Origin of the sequence: Xanthomonas sp. NCPPB 3583 (genome assembly GCF_041475715.2) — a bacterium.
In the GTDB taxonomy this organism is placed as follows: domain Bacteria; phylum Pseudomonadota; class Gammaproteobacteria; order Xanthomonadales; family Xanthomonadaceae; genus Xanthomonas; species Xanthomonas euvesicatoria.
In genome coordinates, this window is sequence record NZ_CM191263.1 from 297,484 (window position 1) to 314,774 (window position 17,291).

Annotated in this window: 16 protein-coding genes; 6 read left to right on the top strand and 10 right to left on the bottom strand. The window is 66.5% G+C overall.

The features are described 5' to 3' along the window. Positions 1-54: 54 nt before the first annotated feature. The 3 genes from ACCQ07_RS01285 to ACCQ07_RS01295 all read right to left on the bottom strand — a co-directional run bounded on the left by ACCQ07_RS01285 (position 55) and on the right by ACCQ07_RS01295 (position 5,107). Positions 55-2,082, bottom strand: coding sequence for an acetyl/propionyl/methylcrotonyl-CoA carboxylase subunit alpha (locus ACCQ07_RS01285; protein ID WP_372363702.1), 2,028 nt, complete (start codon positions 2,080-2,082; stop codon positions 55-57). A 240-nt stretch (positions 2,083-2,322) separates the two neighbouring features. Beyond that, positions 2,323-3,933, bottom strand: coding sequence for a carboxyl transferase domain-containing protein (locus ACCQ07_RS01290; RefSeq protein ID WP_122273434.1), 1,611 nt, complete (start codon positions 3,931-3,933; stop codon positions 2,323-2,325). A gap of 10 nt (positions 3,934-3,943) precedes the next feature. Then, on the bottom strand, positions 3,944-5,107 hold the full coding sequence (locus ACCQ07_RS01295) for an isovaleryl-CoA dehydrogenase (protein ID WP_008572264.1): 1,164 nt from the start codon (positions 5,105-5,107) through the stop codon (positions 3,944-3,946). A gap of 128 nt (positions 5,108-5,235) precedes the next feature. Here ACCQ07_RS01295 and ACCQ07_RS01300 point away from each other — a divergent pair, with 128 nt between their 5' ends. The 3 genes from ACCQ07_RS01300 to ACCQ07_RS01310 all read left to right on the top strand — a co-directional run bounded on the left by ACCQ07_RS01300 (position 5,236) and on the right by ACCQ07_RS01310 (position 6,838). After that, positions 5,236-5,856 carry a TetR/AcrR family transcriptional regulator gene (locus ACCQ07_RS01300; protein ID WP_011345985.1) on the top strand — a complete coding sequence of 207 codons (621 nt, stop codon included), beginning with the start codon at positions 5,236-5,238 and terminating at the stop codon, positions 5,854-5,856. A gap of 86 nt (positions 5,857-5,942) precedes the next feature. Continuing rightward, positions 5,943-6,317 (top strand): hypothetical protein, encoded by a 375-nt coding sequence (locus tag ACCQ07_RS01305; protein WP_031420702.1) that lies wholly within the window; start codon positions 5,943-5,945, stop codon positions 6,315-6,317. Next, complete coding sequence (locus ACCQ07_RS01310) at positions 6,314-6,838, top strand: RES family NAD+ phosphorylase (RefSeq protein ID WP_008572268.1); 525 nt, start codon at positions 6,314-6,316, stop codon at positions 6,836-6,838. The genes ACCQ07_RS01305 and ACCQ07_RS01310 overlap by 4 nt, the downstream gene beginning before the upstream one ends. Positions 6,839-6,944: 106 nt before the next feature. On the opposite strand, the gene ACCQ07_RS01315 is transcribed toward ACCQ07_RS01310, so the two are convergent. The 4 genes from ACCQ07_RS01315 to ACCQ07_RS01330 all read right to left on the bottom strand — a co-directional run bounded on the left by ACCQ07_RS01315 (position 6,945) and on the right by ACCQ07_RS01330 (position 10,030). Beyond that, positions 6,945-7,280, bottom strand: coding sequence for a DUF3325 domain-containing protein (locus tag ACCQ07_RS01315; RefSeq protein WP_014089036.1), 336 nt, complete (start codon positions 7,278-7,280; stop codon positions 6,945-6,947). Beyond that, positions 7,277-8,896, bottom strand: coding sequence for a PepSY-associated TM helix domain-containing protein (locus tag ACCQ07_RS01320; RefSeq protein ID WP_008572272.1), 1,620 nt, complete (start codon positions 8,894-8,896; stop codon positions 7,277-7,279). The genes ACCQ07_RS01315 and ACCQ07_RS01320 overlap by 4 nt, the downstream gene beginning before the upstream one ends. Further along, entirely contained in the window at positions 8,893-9,204 is a 312-nt protein-coding gene (locus ACCQ07_RS01325) for a DUF3649 domain-containing protein (protein ID WP_008572273.1), read from the bottom strand. The genes ACCQ07_RS01320 and ACCQ07_RS01325 overlap by 4 nt, the downstream gene beginning before the upstream one ends. 181 nt (positions 9,205-9,385) lie before the next feature. Then, positions 9,386-10,030 carry a DUF4198 domain-containing protein gene (locus ACCQ07_RS01330; RefSeq protein WP_008572279.1) on the bottom strand — a complete coding sequence of 215 codons (645 nt, stop codon included), beginning with the start codon at positions 10,028-10,030 and terminating at the stop codon, positions 9,386-9,388. Positions 10,031-10,312: 282 nt separating this feature from the next. Here ACCQ07_RS01330 and ACCQ07_RS01335 point away from each other — a divergent pair, with 282 nt between their 5' ends. Further along, positions 10,313-10,831: a c-type cytochrome gene (locus ACCQ07_RS01335; RefSeq protein WP_008572280.1), complete on the top strand. Its 519-nt coding sequence runs from the start codon at positions 10,313-10,315 to the stop codon at positions 10,829-10,831. Between the two features lie 271 nt (positions 10,832-11,102). After that, a complete protein-coding gene (locus tag ACCQ07_RS01340) occupies positions 11,103-12,821 on the top strand; it encodes an ExeM/NucH family extracellular endonuclease (RefSeq protein ID WP_029818304.1) in 1,719 nt (572 codons plus the stop codon). 293 nt (positions 12,822-13,114) lie between these two features. Here ACCQ07_RS01340 and ACCQ07_RS01345 read toward each other — a convergent pair whose 3' ends face one another. Continuing rightward, a complete protein-coding gene (locus ACCQ07_RS01345) occupies positions 13,115-13,510 on the bottom strand; it encodes a MerC family mercury resistance protein (RefSeq protein ID WP_014089041.1) in 396 nt (131 codons plus the stop codon). A gap of 52 nt (positions 13,511-13,562) precedes the next feature. On the opposite strand from ACCQ07_RS01345, the gene ACCQ07_RS01350 reads away from it, so the two are divergent. After that, on the top strand, positions 13,563-14,888 hold the full coding sequence (locus ACCQ07_RS01350) for a GTP-binding protein (protein ID WP_008572284.1): 1,326 nt from the start codon (positions 13,563-13,565) through the stop codon (positions 14,886-14,888). Positions 14,889-15,051: 163 nt separating this feature from the next. Here ACCQ07_RS01350 and xopR read toward each other — a convergent pair whose 3' ends face one another. Both xopR and ACCQ07_RS01360 read right to left on the bottom strand, forming a co-directional pair. Then, a complete protein-coding gene (xopR, locus tag ACCQ07_RS01355; protein WP_272939460.1) occupies positions 15,052-16,266 on the bottom strand; it encodes a type III secretion system effector protein XopR in 1,215 nt (404 codons plus the stop codon). A 96-nt stretch (positions 16,267-16,362) separates the two neighbouring features. Beyond that, the gene (locus ACCQ07_RS01360; RefSeq protein ID WP_057681322.1) at positions 16,363-17,238 is read right to left on the bottom strand and encodes an EamA family transporter; all 876 of its coding nucleotides are present in this window, start codon (positions 17,236-17,238) and stop codon (positions 16,363-16,365) included. Positions 17,239-17,291: the final 53 nt, after the last annotated feature.

Here is a 17,291-nt window from a genome sequence, read left to right on the forward strand (position 1 = left end):
TAGCGGCAGCGTGCGTGCAGGCGAACGTGCCGTTGGTCACCCTGCCATGCGCCGCTACGCAGACGCGGACACAAATTCCACCAGCGCCGCACCGTCGTTCACCAGATCGCCTTCGGCCACCAGGTACGCCTGCACGGTGCCATCGCTGGGCGCGTGCAGGGTGTGCTCCATTTTCATCGCTTCCAGCACCACCAGTGCCTGCCCACGGGCGACCGGCTGGCCCACTGCTGCGGGCAGGGACACGATGCGGCCGGGCATCGGTGCGGTCAGTCCGCCGGTGTCCTGGGTGGGCTGGTCGGCTTCTGCCAGTGCATCGTGGTGACGGAAGGCGGCCCGCTGCGTGGCCCCGATCAGGGTCAGCGTGGCGCCGTCGCGCAACACCTGTGCACGCCATTGCCGGCCGTCCATCTCCACGCGCACGTCCGTCTCGTGCCGGTGGTAGCGCACGGCATGCGTCTGGCCTGCGTCGGTGACTTGCCAGCCATCGGCATCCGGGCGCACAGCAAGTTGGCGGCGCTCGCCGTTTGCTTCCAGGACGATGTGCTGCGCTGCATGCGCACCGATGCGCCAGCCGTCCGCGTGCTGCCACGGCGAATGCGGATCGGCTGGATCAACGGCCACTGGCGGCAATGCATCGGCAATCAACACCGCTGCAAGGCACCACCAGGCGTTGTCGGGGCTGCGCGCCTCTGGAAACAGCACGGCGTGTTCGCGCTCGATCAAGGCGGTGTCCAGATTCGCCGACGCGAACGAATCGGTCGCGATCAGGCGCGACAGAAATGCACTGTTGGTGGTGACCCCTACTGCGTGGAATTGCGCCAATGCCGCGCGCATGCGGGCCAATGCAGCCGTGCGATCGGTATCCCAGACGAGCAGCTTGGCGATCATCGGGTCGTAGTACGGGCTGATGGTGTCGCCTTGCTCCACGCCTGCATCGACGCGCACATGCGCGCTGGCAGCAGGCATCTGCAACTGACGCAGCGTGCCGGTGGACGGCAGGAAACCGCGCTCGGCATCTTCGGCGTACAGGCGCGCTTCCAGCGCATGCCCGTGGATGCGCAGCTCGTGCTGCCTGCGCGGCAAGCGTGCGCCAGCGGCAACCCGCAATTGCCACTCGACCAGATCGGTGCCGGTGATCAATTCGGTCACCGGGTGCTCCACCTGCAGACGGGTATTCATTTCCATGAAATAGAAATCGCCGTCCGGGCCGGCGATGAATTCCACCGTGCCGGCACCGACGTAGCCCACCGCCTGTGCCGCATCTACCGCCGCCTTGCCCATCGCCGCGCGCCTGGCTTCGCTCATGCCCGGTGCGGGCGCTTCTTCCAGCACCTTCTGGTGGCGGCGCTGCACCGAGCAGTCGCGTTCGAACAGGTACACCACCTCGCCATGCGTATCGCCGAACACCTGGATTTCGATATGCCGCGGCCGCCGGACATATTTCTCCACCAGCACGTGCGCATTGCCGAATGCCGACTGCGCTTCACGCTGGCAGCTCGCCAACGCGTCTTCGAACGCTGCGCTGGTATCCACCCGACGCATGCCCTTGCCGCCGCCGCCGGCACTGGCCTTGATCAACACCGGGTAGCCGATGGCGTCGGCTTGCGCACGCAGGAATGCCGGTGCCTGCTCGTCGCCGTGGTAGCCCGGTGTCAGCGGCACGCCGGCCCGTTGCATCAGTGCCTTGGCCGCACTCTTGTCGCCCATCGCGCGGATCGCCGCTGCCGGTGGGCCGATGAAGACGATGCCAGCGTGTGCGCAAGCCTCGGCAAATGCCGCGTTTTCCGACAGGAACCCATAACCGGGATGGATCGCCTGCGCACCGGTGGCGCGTGCCGCTTGCAGGATTGCTTCGCCCCGCAGATAGCTCTGCTGCGCGGGCGCGGCGCCGATGTGCACCGCCTCGTCCGCCAGGCGCACATGCCGTGCATTGCGGTCTGCATCCGAATACACCGCCACCGTCGCAATGCCCAGGGTGCGGCAGGTGGCGATGACCCGGCAGGCGATCTCGCCGCGATTGGCGATCAGGATCTTGTCGAAGGGCGCTTGCGTTGCTGCGGCGATAGGGTCGCGCTGGGTCATCGGATCAGTCTCTGCACGTCGCCGTAGCGGCGGGTCGTCTTACGAAGATAAACGGCTTGCCTGTTGCACACCGACATCGAGCGCAAGCAGGTTTGTTGTCACACGGCGCTGTGTTGCTGCAAGCCACCTGCGCAAACGTCGACGATTGCCGGCACGCATACACACAACCTCACTCCCAGCCTGCACACCAGCATCGGGTGCCGCAGCACGCAGAACCGCGGCTGCCATGCTCCCCCTCACTCACATGCGAAACACGCCAAAGCGCGTGGGTTCGATCGGCGCGTTCAAGGCCGCCGACAATCCCAGGCCCAGCACGCGGCGCGTATCGGCCGGATCGATGATGCCATCGTCCCAGAGCCGAGCACTGGCGTAATACGGATGGCCTTGCTGCTCGAACTGGGCGCGGATCGGCGCCTTGAACGCATCCTCGTCTTCGCCCGACCATGCACCGCCCTTGGCCTCGATACCGTCGCGACGCACCGTGGCCAGCACGCTGGCCGCCTGCTCGCCACCCATCACGCCGATGCGCGCATTCGGCCACATCCACAAGAAGTTCGGCGAATACGCGCGCCCACACATGCCATAGTTGCCCGCACCGAACGAGCCGCCGATCACCACGGTGAACTTGGGCACCTTGGCGCAGGCCACCGCCATCACTAGCTTGGCGCCGTCCTTGGCGATGCCGCCATGTTCGTATTTGCGCCCGACCATGAAGCCGGTGATGTTCTGCAGGAAGACCAGCGGAATGCCGCGCTGCGTGCACAGCTCGATGAAGTGCGCGCCCTTGAGCGCGGACTCGGAAAACAGAATGCCGTTGTTGGCAATGATGCCGACCGGGTAGCCATGCAGGTGCGCAAACCCCGTCACCAGCGTGCTGCCATAGCGCGGTTTGAATTCATCCAGGCGCGAATCGTCGACGATGCGCGCGATCACTTCGCGCACATCGAACGGCTTGCGCGTATCTGCAGGAATCACGCCATATAGTTCGTCGGCGGCATAGCGTGGCGGCAACGGTGCCTGCAGCGCCAGCGATGCGGCAGGTTTGCGCCAGTTGAGCTGCGCGATGATGGCGCGCACGCGCGCCAGCGCCTGCAGATCGTTGTCGGCAAAGTGATCGGCCACGCCGGAAATGCGCGTATGCACATCGGCGCCGCCCAGGTCTTCGGCACTGACTTCTTCGCCGGTGGCGGCCTTCACCAGCGGCGGGCCACCCAGGAAGATGGTGCCTTGCTCGCGCACGATCACCGTTTCATCGCTCATTGCCGGCACATAGGCGCCGCCAGCGGTGCACGAGCCCATTACGCAGGCAATCTGCGGGATGCCGTTGGCCGACAGGTTGGCCTGGTTGTAGAAGATGCGCCCGAAGTGGTCGCGGTCCGGAAACACTTCGTCCTGCAATGGCAGAAACGCACCGCCGGAATCGACCAGATAGATGCACGGCAACCGGTTTTGCTGCGCGATCTCCTGCGCACGTAAGTGCTTTTTCACCGTCATCGGGTAATAGGTGCCGCCCTTGACGGTGGCGTCGTTGGCCACGATCACGCATTCCACGCCGGACACGCGGCCAATGCCGGCCACCACGCCCGCGCACGGGACCTGGTCGTCGTACATGCCATGGGCGGCCAGGGGGGCGAGTTCCAGCAATGGGCTGCCCGGATCCAGCAAGGCATCGATGCGCTCGCGCGCCAGCAGCTTGCCGCGTGCGGTGTGCTTGGCGCGTGCGGCGTCGCTGCCGCCACGCGCGGTCCGTGCGAGGGTGCGGCGCAGGTCGTCGATCACCGCGCGCATCGCGGCGGCGTTGTGTTGGAAACTCTCGCCGCTGACCTGCAGCTGGCTATCGATCACGCTCATGGTGGCTCCGTCAGGCGGTGCGTTCGAACAACTCGCGGCCGATCAGCATGCGCCGGATTTCCGAGGTGCCCGCGCCAATCTCGTACAACTTGGCATCGCGCCACAGGCGTCCGGTGGGGTACTCGTTGATGTAGCCATTGCCACCCAGCACCTGGATGGCCTGGCCGGTCAGCCAGGTTGCCTTCTCGGCGGCATACAGGATGGCGCCGGCTGCGTCCTGGCGGGTGGTACGCCCGGCATCGCAGGCGCGCGCCACTGCATACACATACGCGCGGCAGGCATTGAGTCCCACATACATGTCGGCCAGCTTGGCCTGCATCAACTGGAAAGTGCCGATCGGCTCGCCGAACTGCTTGCGCTCGTGCACGTACGGCAACACCACGTCCATTGCTGCGGCCATCAGCCCGAGCGGCCCGCCGGCCAGCACCACGCGTTCGAAATCCAGCCCGGACATCAGCACACGCACGCCGCCGTTGAGCGTGCCCAGCACGTTTTCCGCCGGTACTTCGCAATCGGTGAACACCAGCTCGCAGGTGTTGGAGCCGCGCATGCCCAGCTTGTCGAGCTTCTGCGCCGTGGAAAAGCCCGGCATGCCCTTCTCCACGATAAAGGCGGTGATGCCGCGCGCGCCGGCGTCCGGGTCGGTCTTGGCGTACACCACCAGCACGTCGGCATCCGGGCCGTTGGTGATCCACATCTTGCTGCCGTTGAGCACAAAGCGGTCGCCGCGCGCATCGGCGCGCAGCTTCATCGACACCACGTCCGAACCGGAGCCGGCTTCGCTCATCGCCAGCGCGCCCACATGCTCGCCACTGCACAGCTTGGGCAGGTAGCGTTGCTTCTGCTCGTGGCTGGCGTTCTTGCGCAGCTGGTTCAGGCACAGATTCGAATGCGCGCCATACGACAGCCCGATCGCACCGCCAGCGCGGGAGATCTCTTCCATCGCCACCACGTGCGCCAGATAGCCCATGCCGCTGCCGCCGTACGCGTCTTCTACGGTCAGACCGAGCAGCCCTTGTTCGCCGAGCAGGCGCCATAGCTGGGCGGGGAACACGTTATCGTGGTCGGCTGCCGCGGCCAGCGGAGCGATATGGTGGCTGGCGAAGGCGGCCACGCTTTCGCGCAGCAGGTCGATCTCTTCGCCAAGCTCGAAGTTCAAGGACGGCACATGCATGCAACAACTCCACGGGGATCGGGATGTGCCGGGTGGGAGCGGGCGGACCGCGCGGCGGATGCGGCCAGACTAGCGGTCCGCAACAAAAAAGTGAACTAAAATTCAACTATTGAACCAAGAATCACACCATGGCTTATCGACGCTCCGCCCTGATGGAAGAACGCCTGGCCGGCAATCGCGAACGGATCCTGCACGCCGCCCGTGTCCTGATCGCCGAAGGCGGTTACCGCAATGCACCGGTCACCGCGGTGGCCGCGGCGGCGGGCGTATCAACCGGGCAGATTTATCGGCATTTCCCGTCGAAAGCTGAACTTTTCGTAGAAGTTCTAAACGAAGCGGTACAGCGCGAGATGGTCATCCTGCGTGCCATTGCGGCCACCCAGGCCAGCGCAGCCGAGCGCCTGCGTAGCGCGATCGCCACCTTCGTACGGCGGGCGCTGGCCGGCCCGGCATTGGCGTACGCCTTCATCGCCGAGCCCGTGGAGAGCGAGGTCGACGCCGAGCGCATCCGCGGCCGCCGCCTGTTCGGTGAGGTGTTTCGCCAGCTGCTTGCCGAAGGCGTGGCGGCCGGGGAGTTTCCGCAGCAGTCGCTGGATGCCGCGGCTGCCTGCATCGTTGGCGCGTTTACCGAGGCCCTGGTGGGACCGATCGCCCCCAGCCGTGGTGACCCGCAACAGGGCGAGCAACTGGTCGAAGCGATCTGCGGCTTCTGTCTGCGCGCGGTGGGGGCAGCGCAAGCGCGCAGCTGACAGTGCACTGACCGAGCGCATGGATGTGCCTCCCAGATGCAGCTGACTGTGCATATACTGTGCACCTACCTTGCCGGAGCCGTGCGATGGTCGCCGTTCTCAATCCCCTGACCTTGACCGAACGCCTGCGCGTGCCGGACCGAACCATCCTGTCGCCGTCGGCCATGGCCGGTCTGCTGGATCTGTCGCAACAGGAACTGGCCGACCTGGCCGGCGTGCATCGCAACAGCCTGCGCGTACACCCGGAAAGCCCGCGCGTGCAGGACTTGCTGCGCAATCTGTCGCGGCTGCTGGTGGCGATGGCGCAGGTGCAACCGGACGAGCGCCAGGTGGTGTTCCACCTCAAGAACACGCCGATCCCCGCGTTCGAGTTCGCCACCTTGCTGGAAGTGGTCAAGCAGGGGCGCACCGACGATGCGCTGACCTATCTGCGCACGGTCGCCGCAGGGGCCGCCGGTTGAAGCTGAGCGCCCCGGCGCACTGCACGCTCTATCGCGCCTTTACCCCGCGCTGGGCCGCCGAACCGCTGAGCGGTGCCGGTGCGGCGCGCTCGGGTGGGCGCTTCAATCGCTTCGGCCAGCCGGCGCTCTATCTGTCGCTGCAACTGGAAACCGCCGCGGCCGAATATGCCCAGGCAGCCCCGTTCCTGCCACCGTTGACGCTGGTCAGCTACGCCGCCGATCTTCCGGCGCTGGCCGATCTGCGTTTGCTCGATGCCAGCTGGGATGCGGTGTGGGCCGACTGGGCCGACGACTGGCGCAAGGCGCTGGTCAACAAGATCGAACCGGTGAGCTGGGTGCTCGGCGACCTGTTGCGCGAAGCAGAGATTCCCGGCGCGATCTTCCCCAGCATGGCGCGGCCGGAAGGCGTCAACGTGGTGCTGTTTCTGGACATGCTGCAGCCCGAGCGCGTGCTGCAGGTGCTTGACGATGGCCGCCTGCCGCGCGATGGCCGCAGTTGGGGCGACCCGCCGACAGTTTAGCTCGGCGATTCCGTCGGCCGGTCACGCGTGTGCTTCATGCTGCTCGTTGCCGCCGCGTCGGCATGCAAACGCACGCAGTAGACCTCTGATCAGCCGCGAACCACCTTCAACCACTCAGCACCTGCACCACACCCGCCAGCACCGGTGCAGCCACTGCGGCCGGCACGATCGCGCCGCGCCGGTACGGCAGCAGCCACAGCGACAACACCGCCGCACTGGCGGTCAACGTGCCCAGCCACAGCACTGCGCCGATGCCCCAGCCCTGCGCATGCACCGCCAACGCGAAGGTGACACACAGCAGCAACCAACCCAGCACACGCAGTTGGCGCGACCGTGCAGTGCCCAGCAGGCGGCCGCGAAGTTCCAGTTGATGCTTGTCCATCGCCAGGCATAGCGCAGCAAAGCCGGAAAAATTCAGCGCCAGCAACAGCAACACGCTCATGCGCTTTCCTGGATCGGCGCGGTGTGCGGCACGGGCGTTGCGGCAGCCGCAGCGCGCGCGCGTCGTGCCGAAGCCGGCTGCGGCGCTTTCCAACGCTGCAGGCGAAAGGCGGCAATGCCTAGGCTAAGGCCCAGGAACAGGCACACCAGATCCACACCGGCCAGTGCCCATTGCCCGGCCGGCAGCGTCACGCCCAGATGCGCATCGGTGGTGATCGCGTTGAGCACCGGCACCAGCGCGAACAACGCCGCGCCCAGATAGAGCTGCCAGCTCCACATCGCACGCCGCGGCCACACGAATGCGGCCAGCAATGCCGTGGCCCACGCAGCAAAAAACACATTGGCCTCCATCGCTGCACGCGCATCCAGGCCGACCGGCAACACGCGGTTGGCCCAGAAGAAGCTGGCAAAGGCGATCGGCAAACCGGCCACGGTGCCGATATTGAGTGCATCCACCAGGCGCAGCCCGAAACCGATTCGCCCGGCTTTCAGATGCTTGGGGCGTTCTTTCACTGCCCACATCACCACGCCGCTGGCCACCATCAGGCAGCCCAGCAGGCCGGAGCCGAAAAACAGCGCGCGCAGCCATGGCCCGGCGAAATGGGCCAGATGCAGGCCCACCATCACCCCGCGCGTCTGGCTGGCACCGCCCGGCGGCCCGCTGCGTTGCAGGCGCTCGCCGCTCACTGCATCGAACAGGATGGAGGGCACGTCGGTGGAAAGGTTGTCGGCCAACTGGCTCACCCCGACGGCAGCGTGCGCATCGTTGGGCAGTGACACCGCCACATTGCTCACCTGGCCACCACGCCAGTCGCTGCGCGCACGTGCCACGAACTGCTCCAGCGGCAGCATGTGCGCCGGTACACCGGCGGCCTTGCGCGTATCGGCCACCCGGTTGGCCGCCTCGTCGTAGAAGCGCATCTCATCGCCGGCATAGCGCGCCTTGATGCCCCACGGCAGGTACATGAACATCAAGGTCACGATGCCGGTGTAGGTAATCATCGCGTGGTACGGCAGCGCGGTCACCGCGCTGACGTTGTGGAAATCCAGCCACGACCGTAGCCCCTTGCCGGGGCGGAAGGTGAAGAAATCCTTGAAGATTTTCTTGTGCGTGATCACCCCGCTGATGATCGCCACCAACATGAACATCGCGCAGAACCCCACGATGTAGCGCGCCCACATCACCGGCACGTAATGCAGGTCGAAATGCAGCCGGTAGAAGAACTCGCCGCCCAGCGTGTCGCGTGCGGCGATGTCCTTGCCGGTGGCCGGGTCGATGATGGCGGTGCCGTACATCTGCCGGCGCTCTGCTGGTTTACCGTCGGCGGGCGCGGGATTCTGCCAGTACATGCTCACCACCGGAGTGCGCGGATCCGGCAAGGTGATGTTCCAGCTCACTGCATCGGCTGCGTGTGTCTGCAGATACTGCTCGGCACTGCGCAGCGCGGTGGCGGTGCTCACGGTGGTGGTGGGCAGTTCCGGGCGCATCCAGCGGCTGATTTCGTCGCGGTAATAACTGGCCGTGCCGCCCATGAAGATCAGCAGCAAGACCCAGCCGACCAGCAGCCCGGTCCAGGTGTGCAGCCACGCCATCGATTGGCGAAAGCCCTGCTTCATGCCGCGCTCCGTTGCAGCCACGTGGCCAACGCAAACATCAACGCCGCCGGCACCGCGATGCCGGCCCAGGCACGCCACACGCTGGCGGTGGCGAAGGCCCACAACGGCGCACACGCGCACACCACGATTCCGATCAGCATGCTGGTCAATACCGCTTCACTGCGCGGCATCGGCAGCACCAGCGCCAGCAACAGATTGGTGGCGCTGGCCAGCGCGTAGCCACCGAAGATGGCTGCCAGCGTGCGCGCAAGCACGCCCAGCCAGGGGCGCCTGAACCAGGCAAGCGGCAGGGGCGAGGCGCTGGACATCACGCCACCGCGCGCGATGGACGTGGGGCAACCGCCATACCGCAACGCAACGTTGCCCAGCCGGGTGGGCCGGCAACCGCAAGTGGTTCCCGCGTGTGGCATGGGACGCGCAAGCCCGGCGTCGCCACCGCGCAGCGGCAGCGCCCGTTCCATGAGTGCGCGGGAGATGTGCCGACCACGCTTACTCGGCCAGGAACGTCAGCGTGCTGATGTGATGCACCATCGACACCTGCTTGCCGGCGATCTCGCGCTTCACCGGTTCCTTGTGGGTGGCCACCAGGATGTGACGGCCGGCGCGCAGCGTGGGCAGCGTCACCTGGCCCTTGGCATCGGAGGTCAGCGTCTTCTGCCACTTCTGCGGGTCGATCACCGTCACTTCCACCTTGGGCAGCGGCTTGTTGCGATAAAGCACGGTCAGCGTATTGCGATTGGCAGCGGTGGGAACCAGCTCGAAATCGAGCTTTGCAGCCGGTGTGGCACGGCCGGCGCGTGCGTAATAGCTCACCGTCTCGAAGCCGCCGGCTTCCCCCTTCCACGGCTCGAACACGCTGTCGTCGCTCAACCACGCATCGCCGCTGCCGGCCAGCGGCGCGGTCAGGAACTCGGTCCCGCGCTGCAGCGGGCCGGCCTTGCCGGCAGTGCCGAACACGTTCGGCTTGACCACGCGCTTGATCTCGTCTTCGCCGTGGTCCAGCGCGTCCTGCGCCGGTTCGCCGAAGAAGATGCGCACCGGGCCGCTGCCGTCGCGCTCGATCCAGATTTCGTGGGCCTGGGCAGACAGGCTGATGCTGGCCAAGGCCAGGCAGGACAGCAGGAAGGATTTCATCGCGGCGACTCCTCAAGGACGGGACCGGCGAGGCGAGAACCGCGCCACCGTGGTTGTTGGGAATGATACGCAATTCCCACAACAGAGACCAATGCGCGGCATGCGGCGCTGCGGCAATTGGCCAGCCGAGGCGAGCGTGCCCGCGGACAGAAGCATCCGCCCACCGGGCGCGCAGCGCCCATCGCTGCGAAAACTGTCATACAGGCTGGTCAGACTGGCGCAAAGTGTGCTCTATACTCCGGCGCTAGCAGAGGTCTTCGACCAACAGCCAGGGGTGAGCGCGTGCGGAATTACGACCTCGAGTTCCTGAAAAAATTCTCGATGGTGATCGGTTTACTCGTGGTGATCACCCTGGGCCTGATCGCCCTGGCAGCGTATTTGCAACGCGCTATCCCCGACGAAGTCTCGCCCACCGCCGCAAAACGTGTGCAGCAACGCATTGCGCCTGCCGGTGCGGTGTATGCCGGCGCCACGGGCGCGTCCGCGCAGGCCGCAGCCCAGGCCGCGGCGCTGGCCAAGGCCGCCTCGCAGTCTGCTTACGGCGGTACGACCGACGGCAAGACCATCTTCAACAACCTGTGCACCGCCTGCCACACCACCGGTGTCGGCAAGGCGCCCACGCTGGACCATTCGCATTGGGATGCACGCATCGCACAGGGCAAGGACACCTTGTACAAGCACGCGATCGAGGGCTACACCGGTCCGGATGGCGGCATCATGCCTCCCAAGGGCGGCAACCCGGCGCTGACCGAAGAGCAGGTACGCGCCACTGTCGATTGGATGCTGGGCAACCTCAAGTAAGGGCTCGGCAAGTCGGCGGAGGAGGATGGGTCTGCGATTCCCGCCTGGTACCGCGCGTTGGCTGCGTTGCGCGCCCGATCGAACGCCTCGCGTGCAGAGGTGACCTAGGCGCTGCACCATCAGTGCACGCGTTAGCCGCATCACGGTTGCGCAGCGTATGTGCCTGGCGGTCATTGACCATCGTTTGCTAGCCTGTTTCCGCGCTTTTTCGTTATCACGCGCCGCCTTTCCGGGCGGCGTTTGCGTTTGATCCACTCACTGGAGTCGTTCGATGTCGCCTCGCCCGCTGGTTGTGCTCGGTTTGGTTGGTCTGTTGGCCCCGTTGCTGTGCAGCGCCGCCGATGGTGCCGCGCAGCGGCTCTCGATTGCCGACGTGCAGGGCGAAGACAGCCGCAGCCCGTACGACGGTCGCGTGGTGGAGGTGGAAGCAATCGTCACCGCCGATACGCGCGCGGGTCTGGCCGGCCTGTTCGTGCAGCAGCCCGGGTTCGAACCGCGGCGCTCGCATGGCCTGTTCGTCACCGGGGCCGGCAATGCCGAGCTGGCGGTGGGCGACCGCGTGCGCATCGTCGGCACCGTGCGCGAGGTTTCGGCAGGTGGCGAGGCGAGCCTGACCACCGTGGACGCCAGCAGCATCGAGCGGCTTGCCAGTGGCCAGCCGGTGCCGGTGCGCATGCTCAGCGGCCCGCCGGCCAACTGGGAAGCGCTGGAAGGCGAGCACGTGCGCATCGCCTCGCTCACGCTCAATGGCAGCGACCGCCTGGATACGTACGGCGAGCTGGTCGCCGCGTTCGGCGGACGCCTGTGGCAGCCGAGCGAGGTCGCCGCTGCCGGCACGCCGGCGTTCGCGCAGGTGCAGGCCGATAACGCACGTCGTCGCGTGTTGCTGGACGATGCGCGCAACGGCCGCAGCCCCAAGACGGTGTCGTATCTGCCGGCCGATCCGGTGTTGCGCAGCGGCAGCCTGCTCAAATCGGTCGATGGCATCGTCGATCAACGCTACGACGGCAACTATCGCATCCAGGTGCTGAGCCCACTGACCTTGCCGGCGATGCCCACAGCCGTTGCGCCGCAGGTGGGCGGCGATCTGCGTATTGCCTCGTTCAACCTGGAGAATTTCTTCAACGGCAATGGCCGTGGCGGTGGCTTCCCGACCAAGCGTGGCGCACGCACGCACGAACAGTTCCAGGCGCAGCTGGCCAAGCTGGTCGCCACCATCGTGCCATTGGACGCCGACGTGGCTGCGTTGATGGAAGTGGAAAACGACGGCAACGGCGCCGATGCGGCGGTATCGCAACTGGTGGCCGCGCTCAACGCTGCCGGCAAGGACAAGGATTGGCAGTTCGTCGATACCGGCAGCGGCCCGGGCGACGATGCGATCCGGGTCGGCATCCTCTATCGCAGCTCGCAGGTCACCCCGGTCGGCAAGCCGGCCACGCTGACCGGCGGGCCGTTCGAGAACCATAGTCGCGTGCCGCTGGCGCAGGCGTTTCGCAGTGCGCGCGGAGCCACCTTCGTGGTGGTCGCCAATCACTTCAAGTCCAAAGGCTGCGGCAACGCCAGCGGTGCAGACGCCGATCAGCAGGACGGCCAGGCCTGCTGGAATGCCACCCGGACCGAATCGGCCAAGCGGTTGCACCAGTGGCTGCAGACCGACCCCACTGGCGCGCAGACCAAGCTCGCCGTGCTGCTGGGCGACTTCAATGCCTATGCGATGGAAATGCCGATGCGCAGCCTGCGCGCCAGCGGCTGGCAGGACGCGTTTGCAGTGGCCGGTGTGAAGCAGCCCTACAGCTACGTTTACGACGGCCTGAGCGGGCGCCTGGACCATGCGTTGCTCAGCCCGGCGATGGCCAAGCAGCTGCGTGGCGCGGCCGAATGGCATATCAATGCCGATGTCATGGACGACGCCGGCTACGCCAAGCGCAACCTGCCGGGGCCGTGGCGCAGCTCCGATCACGACCCGGTGTTGCTGGGTTTTTCGTTGTAGCGCTGCCGATCGTGGCTGTGCACGCTGCACGCGTGCCAAGGCGAATTGGGGACGCGCGTGCTGCTGCAAACCGGGCGGTCATCGAGGATTGCGTAGGCCGTCGTCAAGCCAAGCGGACGCGGCGGACGATGACGCGAAGGTGATCACGGCGGCAGCACTGACGCCGACGCCGACGCGCGGCATGCGTTGAGGTGGTCGAGCCCAGCAGGGCGCGCATCGACCACCGGTGCGTGCCCCACCTCCCTTCCCGCCTGGCGACCGCTCTGGCGATGGTGCCGTACGCCGATCGGTCGCTAGTTCGCGCATGTCCCATGTCGGCGACGCAGCCGCAGATTGAGCAGATGCGTGCTGGCCAGCAGCAGGCTGCCGGCGACCGTGACCGGTGTTTCCAGCGCATCGCCGACCAGACCGCTCGCTCCAATCACCAGCCCGGCCAGTCCGCACAGCGCCAGCACCCAGACCGGCGCCGGCAGGGCGTGCCGGCGATGCGTGCTCCATAGCGCGTAGCCGCTCAGCGGCACCGCCGCCGTGGCGAACATCACATGTATCCACTCGGCCCGGCTCCAGGCGCCCAGTAGCGGGAGCGTGGCGGCCAGCAGCGGCAGGGCGAGGCAATGCAACAGGCATAACCCGGACAAGGCGATGGCCGAGCTGTCCAGCAGGGAGGCGGTGGCGCGCATCAGAAGCATCCGGTCCAGTAAGTGTTATATAGTAACACTCCTTTCCCGCCAGGTTCTCAGGATGTCTCTGTCCCCCCAGCGCGATGCGCGCCTTCCCGTCACCGTGTTGTCCGGCTTTCTGGGTGCGGGCAAGACCACCTTGCTCAACCGCATCCTGCACAACCGCGACGGCTTGCGGGTGGCGGTCATCGTCAACGACATGAGCGAGGTCAACATCGACGCGCAGCTGGTTCGCGAGGGCGGCGCGGCGTTGCGGCGCACCGAAGAGACGCTGGTGGAATTCAGTAACGGCTGCATTTGCTGCACGCTGCGCGACGATCTGCTGCAGGAAGTGCGGCGGCTGGCCGAGCAGGGTCGCTACGACTATCTGCTGATCGAATCGACCGGTATTGCTGAGCCGATGCCGGTGGCAGCCACCTTCGCGGTGCGCGATGCCGATGGTTTCAGCCTGTCGGACATCGCCCGGCTGGACACCATGGTGACGGTGGTGGACGGCAGCCATTTCCTGGAAGACTTCGGCTCGGCTGCCACGCTGGCCGACCTGGGCCAGCAAGCCGGCCCGGACGACACGCGCGGGCTGGTGCAGTTGCTGGGCGAACAGGTGGAGTTCGCCGATGTGCTGGTGATCAGCAAGTGCGACCGCATCGACGCGCAGCAGCTGCAACGCCTTCGCGCCGTGTTGCGCGCGCTCAACCGCGACGCGGCAATTGTGGATGCCGCGCACGGCGAAGTGCCGCTGCAGCAGCTGCTGGACACCGGGCGTTTCGATTTCACCCGTGCGCAGCTGGCGCCGGGCTGGATGCAGGAGCTGCGCGGCCAGCACACGCCCGAGACCGAGGAATACGGCATCAGCAGCTTCGTGTACCGCGCACGCCGGCCATTCCATCCGCAGCGCTTCGCGCGCATGGTGCACAGCGGCTTGCCGCAGGTGATCCGCAGCAAGGGCTTCTTCTGGCTGGCCAGTCGCATGGATTGGGTGGGCGAACTGTCCAGCGTGGGCGGTGCCACCCAGACCAGCGCGGCCGGGTTCTGGTTCGCTGCGCGCCACCGTGTGGATGCGCAGTCGGTCGGCCAGCCGCTGCAGACCAGCGTCACGCCACTGCCATACACCGATATCGGCTGGCAGCGGCAACAGACGCAGTGCTGGACCGCGCCACTGCCGCAACCGCACGAGGTGGGCGATGCCAACGAATACGCCGCGATGCAGCGGTTGTGGCATCCGCTCTGGGGCGACCGCCGCCAGGAGCTGGCGGTGATCGGCGTGGACATGGATGCACCGCGCACACGCGCCGCGCTGGACGCGTGCCTGCTCAGCGACCAGGAACTACGGCAGGGGCCGGCGCAATGGCAACTGCTGGACGACCCATTTCCGCACTGGGCGCGTTGAAGGCAGCACTGCTGCCGCCCGACAGGCGAGCCGCGGACATCGCCAGTCCCATTGCACTGGCGAGATCGCAGTTTTGGTCAATGGCACGCTGTGTCGTGGCTGACGCCAGGGCGTGCGTGGGCGCTGGCGGTCCGCGGACGCTTTGCGCGCAACGACGACGCGCTCAATAGCCGTTGTTGATCGCCTCCTGATGGTCGTCGCGTTCGTTCTGCTCGGACAGCGCACGCTCCTGCGGCGTGGTGGGGATGCTGTCCATCAAGCGTGGCGCACCCATCCGATGCAACTGGTCGTCGGTGCGCTTGACCATGTCTTCCAGCGCCAGCACGTTGGTATAGCCCTGCATCATGCGTTCCAGGCGTCGGATCTTGTCGGGCGGAGCATCGCTCTCCTTCAAGGATTGCAGGCGCCGCTGCGCGCGCGTGTAATACCGTGCCATCTTGGTCATGTCGATATTTTCGCGGACCGCAAGCAACGCACGGCGATTGGACTGCATCACGTCATATTGGACCATGGCCAGCCGACTGCTGGTGGTCCTCGGCGCAGCGATCTTCTCCAATGGCGCCAGCGCCGCCAACATCCCATCGAGCTGCCGATCGCGCACGGCGTCGCGCTCGGCGATCAGGGCCGCGCGCATCTCGAACACCGACCTTTCCTGCGGGCTAGGCGCCCGGCGCTCCTTGTAGAGGCGCCGGCCGATGTGATGGCACTGCTCGTTGAGCGCGGCCAATTCCAGATTCATGTTGCGCACCGGGCGTAGCCGCCTGGACGGCGAGGGCGGAGCCGGTGTCGCCGCTTTCGGGGAAGCAGCCGGTGCCGGCCGCACGGGGAACGTCGGCTGCTGCGGCGGCCGTAGCGGTTCGCGCCTGGCCACGTTTGGAACCTGCTGCTGCCGCTGTTGCTCGGGAGCGCGTTGACGTTGCTGAAAGCGTTCTGACGCGCGTGGCGGCGACGGCGGTTGCTGCGGTGGCGCTGCTGTGTATATCGGCGCACGATTGCGCGGCTGAGGCATCGCCTCGGGCGCCTTCCATCGCGCATCGACGCCAGCCTGCAGTGCCGGTGGACGCGGGTGCGTGCCTTGCCTGGCAGCGTTCGGTGCCGATGTGGCCAGCGCAGGCTGGCTCTGCGCCGTTTTCGTGGCTGGCGCTCCCATGCACATCGACGGCAGCTGTTTGCGTAGCATGGCCAGCGACTTGCGTGCCGAAGCCAGCATGCCTTGCCGCGATTTGGCCGCGCCCTGCGCGGTGCCGGCCTTGGGCGCGTGAGACAGCAGGTGCGGCGACGGCGTCGCACCTGCTGTCGCTGCCGTATCGGTGGCTGCCGGATTGAACGGCTCCGGGGCAACCGGATGAGTGCTGCGAAAGAACGAAGTCAGGCGCATCACAAACTCCCGCGGGAATGCACGCTCATGCTAGCGACCGCCAACCGGCGCGGAAGGCGGATGGCGAACCGACGTCGCGCAGGCCGAAAGCGGGCGTCAACCCAGGCGTATTCCCCAGGCAATCGCCGCGATGGCCGGTGCGGCCAGTGCCAGCCCCAACCAGCCGCGCAGGCCCAGGCGTTCGGCAAATCCCAATGTGCCCACCAGTGCCCCCAACACGACCACACCCAGATTCATGCTGGCAAACACGGTCGCCGGGCTGTGCGGCAGCAGCTGGTGGGCACGTACGTAACACAGGATGTTGCCGAAATTGAGCGCACCCAACAGCACGCCGGCGAGCATGCTGCGGGTGCTCATGCGTGCGCCACGTGCCCAACGCACGCCCTGCACGCCAAGCATCAGCAAGAAGGCCAGCGCAAAGCACAAGGTCAACGAGGTCAGCGATGGTGTCCCGGCCTGCGCGATGTGCTTGAGCAGCAGGTCGATGAGCGCAAAGCCCATCCAGACGCCAATCAGCCAGGGCAGGCCGGTTGTGCTCGGCAGCGGATCGGTCGCTAGGTGCTGACGGGGGCGTCGCACGATGCACACGATGGCCACCATGCCCAGCGCAAGCCCTGCCAGTTTCCAGCCATTGACCGGTTCGCCGAAAACGGTGAAGGCGGCGGCCAACGAGAGCACCAACGACAAGCGTTGCGCGACATCGGTGCGCACGACGCCGGCCACCGCGACCGACCGCGCCAGCACCAGGAAGATGGAGGGCAGCGCCACGGCCAACAGCAGCAACGCCAACCAGGGAGTAGTCGTGACGCGTAGCGTGTCCAGCGCCGGATGCAGGATCAGCCAGGCCAGGAGTGCAGCGGTGGCGTAGTTCCAGGTAATGGCCTGAAACACGTCGATCCGGTGGCGTGGCGCAAGCTTCAACAGCACCGACACCAGGACACTGCAGACAACGGCAAACAGCAGAAAATGCATGGGCAACGCAACGAAGTGTGCAGGCAGGGCGATGAACGCGGCCGGCGGGGCGG

What these genes read in the sequence shown, in the direction of transcription:
- ACCQ07_RS01300 (WP_011345985.1), top strand. Translation starts at nt 5,236, where the DNA reads ATGGCTTATCGACGCTCCGCCCTGATGGAAGAACGCCTGGCCGGCAAT.
- ACCQ07_RS01290 (WP_122273434.1), bottom strand. Translation starts at nt 3,933, where the DNA reads ATGAGCGTGATCGATAGCCAGCTGCAGGTCAGCGGCGAGAGTTTCCAA.
- ACCQ07_RS01305 (WP_031420702.1), top strand. Translation starts at nt 5,943, where the DNA reads ATGGTCGCCGTTCTCAATCCCCTGACCTTGACCGAACGCCTGCGCGTG.
- xopR (WP_272939460.1), bottom strand. Translation starts at nt 16,266, where the DNA reads ATGCGCCTGACTTCGTTCTTTCGCAGCACTCATCCGGTTGCCCCGGAG.
- ACCQ07_RS01315 (WP_014089036.1), bottom strand. Translation starts at nt 7,280, where the DNA reads ATGAGCGTGTTGCTGTTGCTGGCGCTGAATTTTTCCGGCTTTGCTGCG.
- ACCQ07_RS01330 (WP_008572279.1), bottom strand. Translation starts at nt 10,030, where the DNA reads ATGAAATCCTTCCTGCTGTCCTGCCTGGCCTTGGCCAGCATCAGCCTG.
- ACCQ07_RS01350 (WP_008572284.1), top strand. Translation starts at nt 13,563, where the DNA reads ATGTCTCTGTCCCCCCAGCGCGATGCGCGCCTTCCCGTCACCGTGTTG.
- ACCQ07_RS01295 (WP_008572264.1), bottom strand. Translation starts at nt 5,107, where the DNA reads ATGCATGTGCCGTCCTTGAACTTCGAGCTTGGCGAAGAGATCGACCTG.
- ACCQ07_RS01320 (WP_008572272.1), bottom strand. Translation starts at nt 8,896, where the DNA reads ATGAAGCAGGGCTTTCGCCAATCGATGGCGTGGCTGCACACCTGGACC.
- ACCQ07_RS01325 (WP_008572273.1), bottom strand. Translation starts at nt 9,204, where the DNA reads ATGTCCAGCGCCTCGCCCCTGCCGCTTGCCTGGTTCAGGCGCCCCTGG.
- ACCQ07_RS01360 (WP_057681322.1), bottom strand. Translation starts at nt 17,238, where the DNA reads ATGCATTTTCTGCTGTTTGCCGTTGTCTGCAGTGTCCTGGTGTCGGTG.
- ACCQ07_RS01340 (WP_029818304.1), top strand. Translation starts at nt 11,103, where the DNA reads ATGTCGCCTCGCCCGCTGGTTGTGCTCGGTTTGGTTGGTCTGTTGGCC.
- ACCQ07_RS01285 (WP_372363702.1), bottom strand. Translation starts at nt 2,082, where the DNA reads ATGACCCAGCGCGACCCTATCGCCGCAGCAACGCAAGCGCCCTTCGAC.
- ACCQ07_RS01345 (WP_014089041.1), bottom strand. Translation starts at nt 13,510, where the DNA reads ATGCTTCTGATGCGCGCCACCGCCTCCCTGCTGGACAGCTCGGCCATC.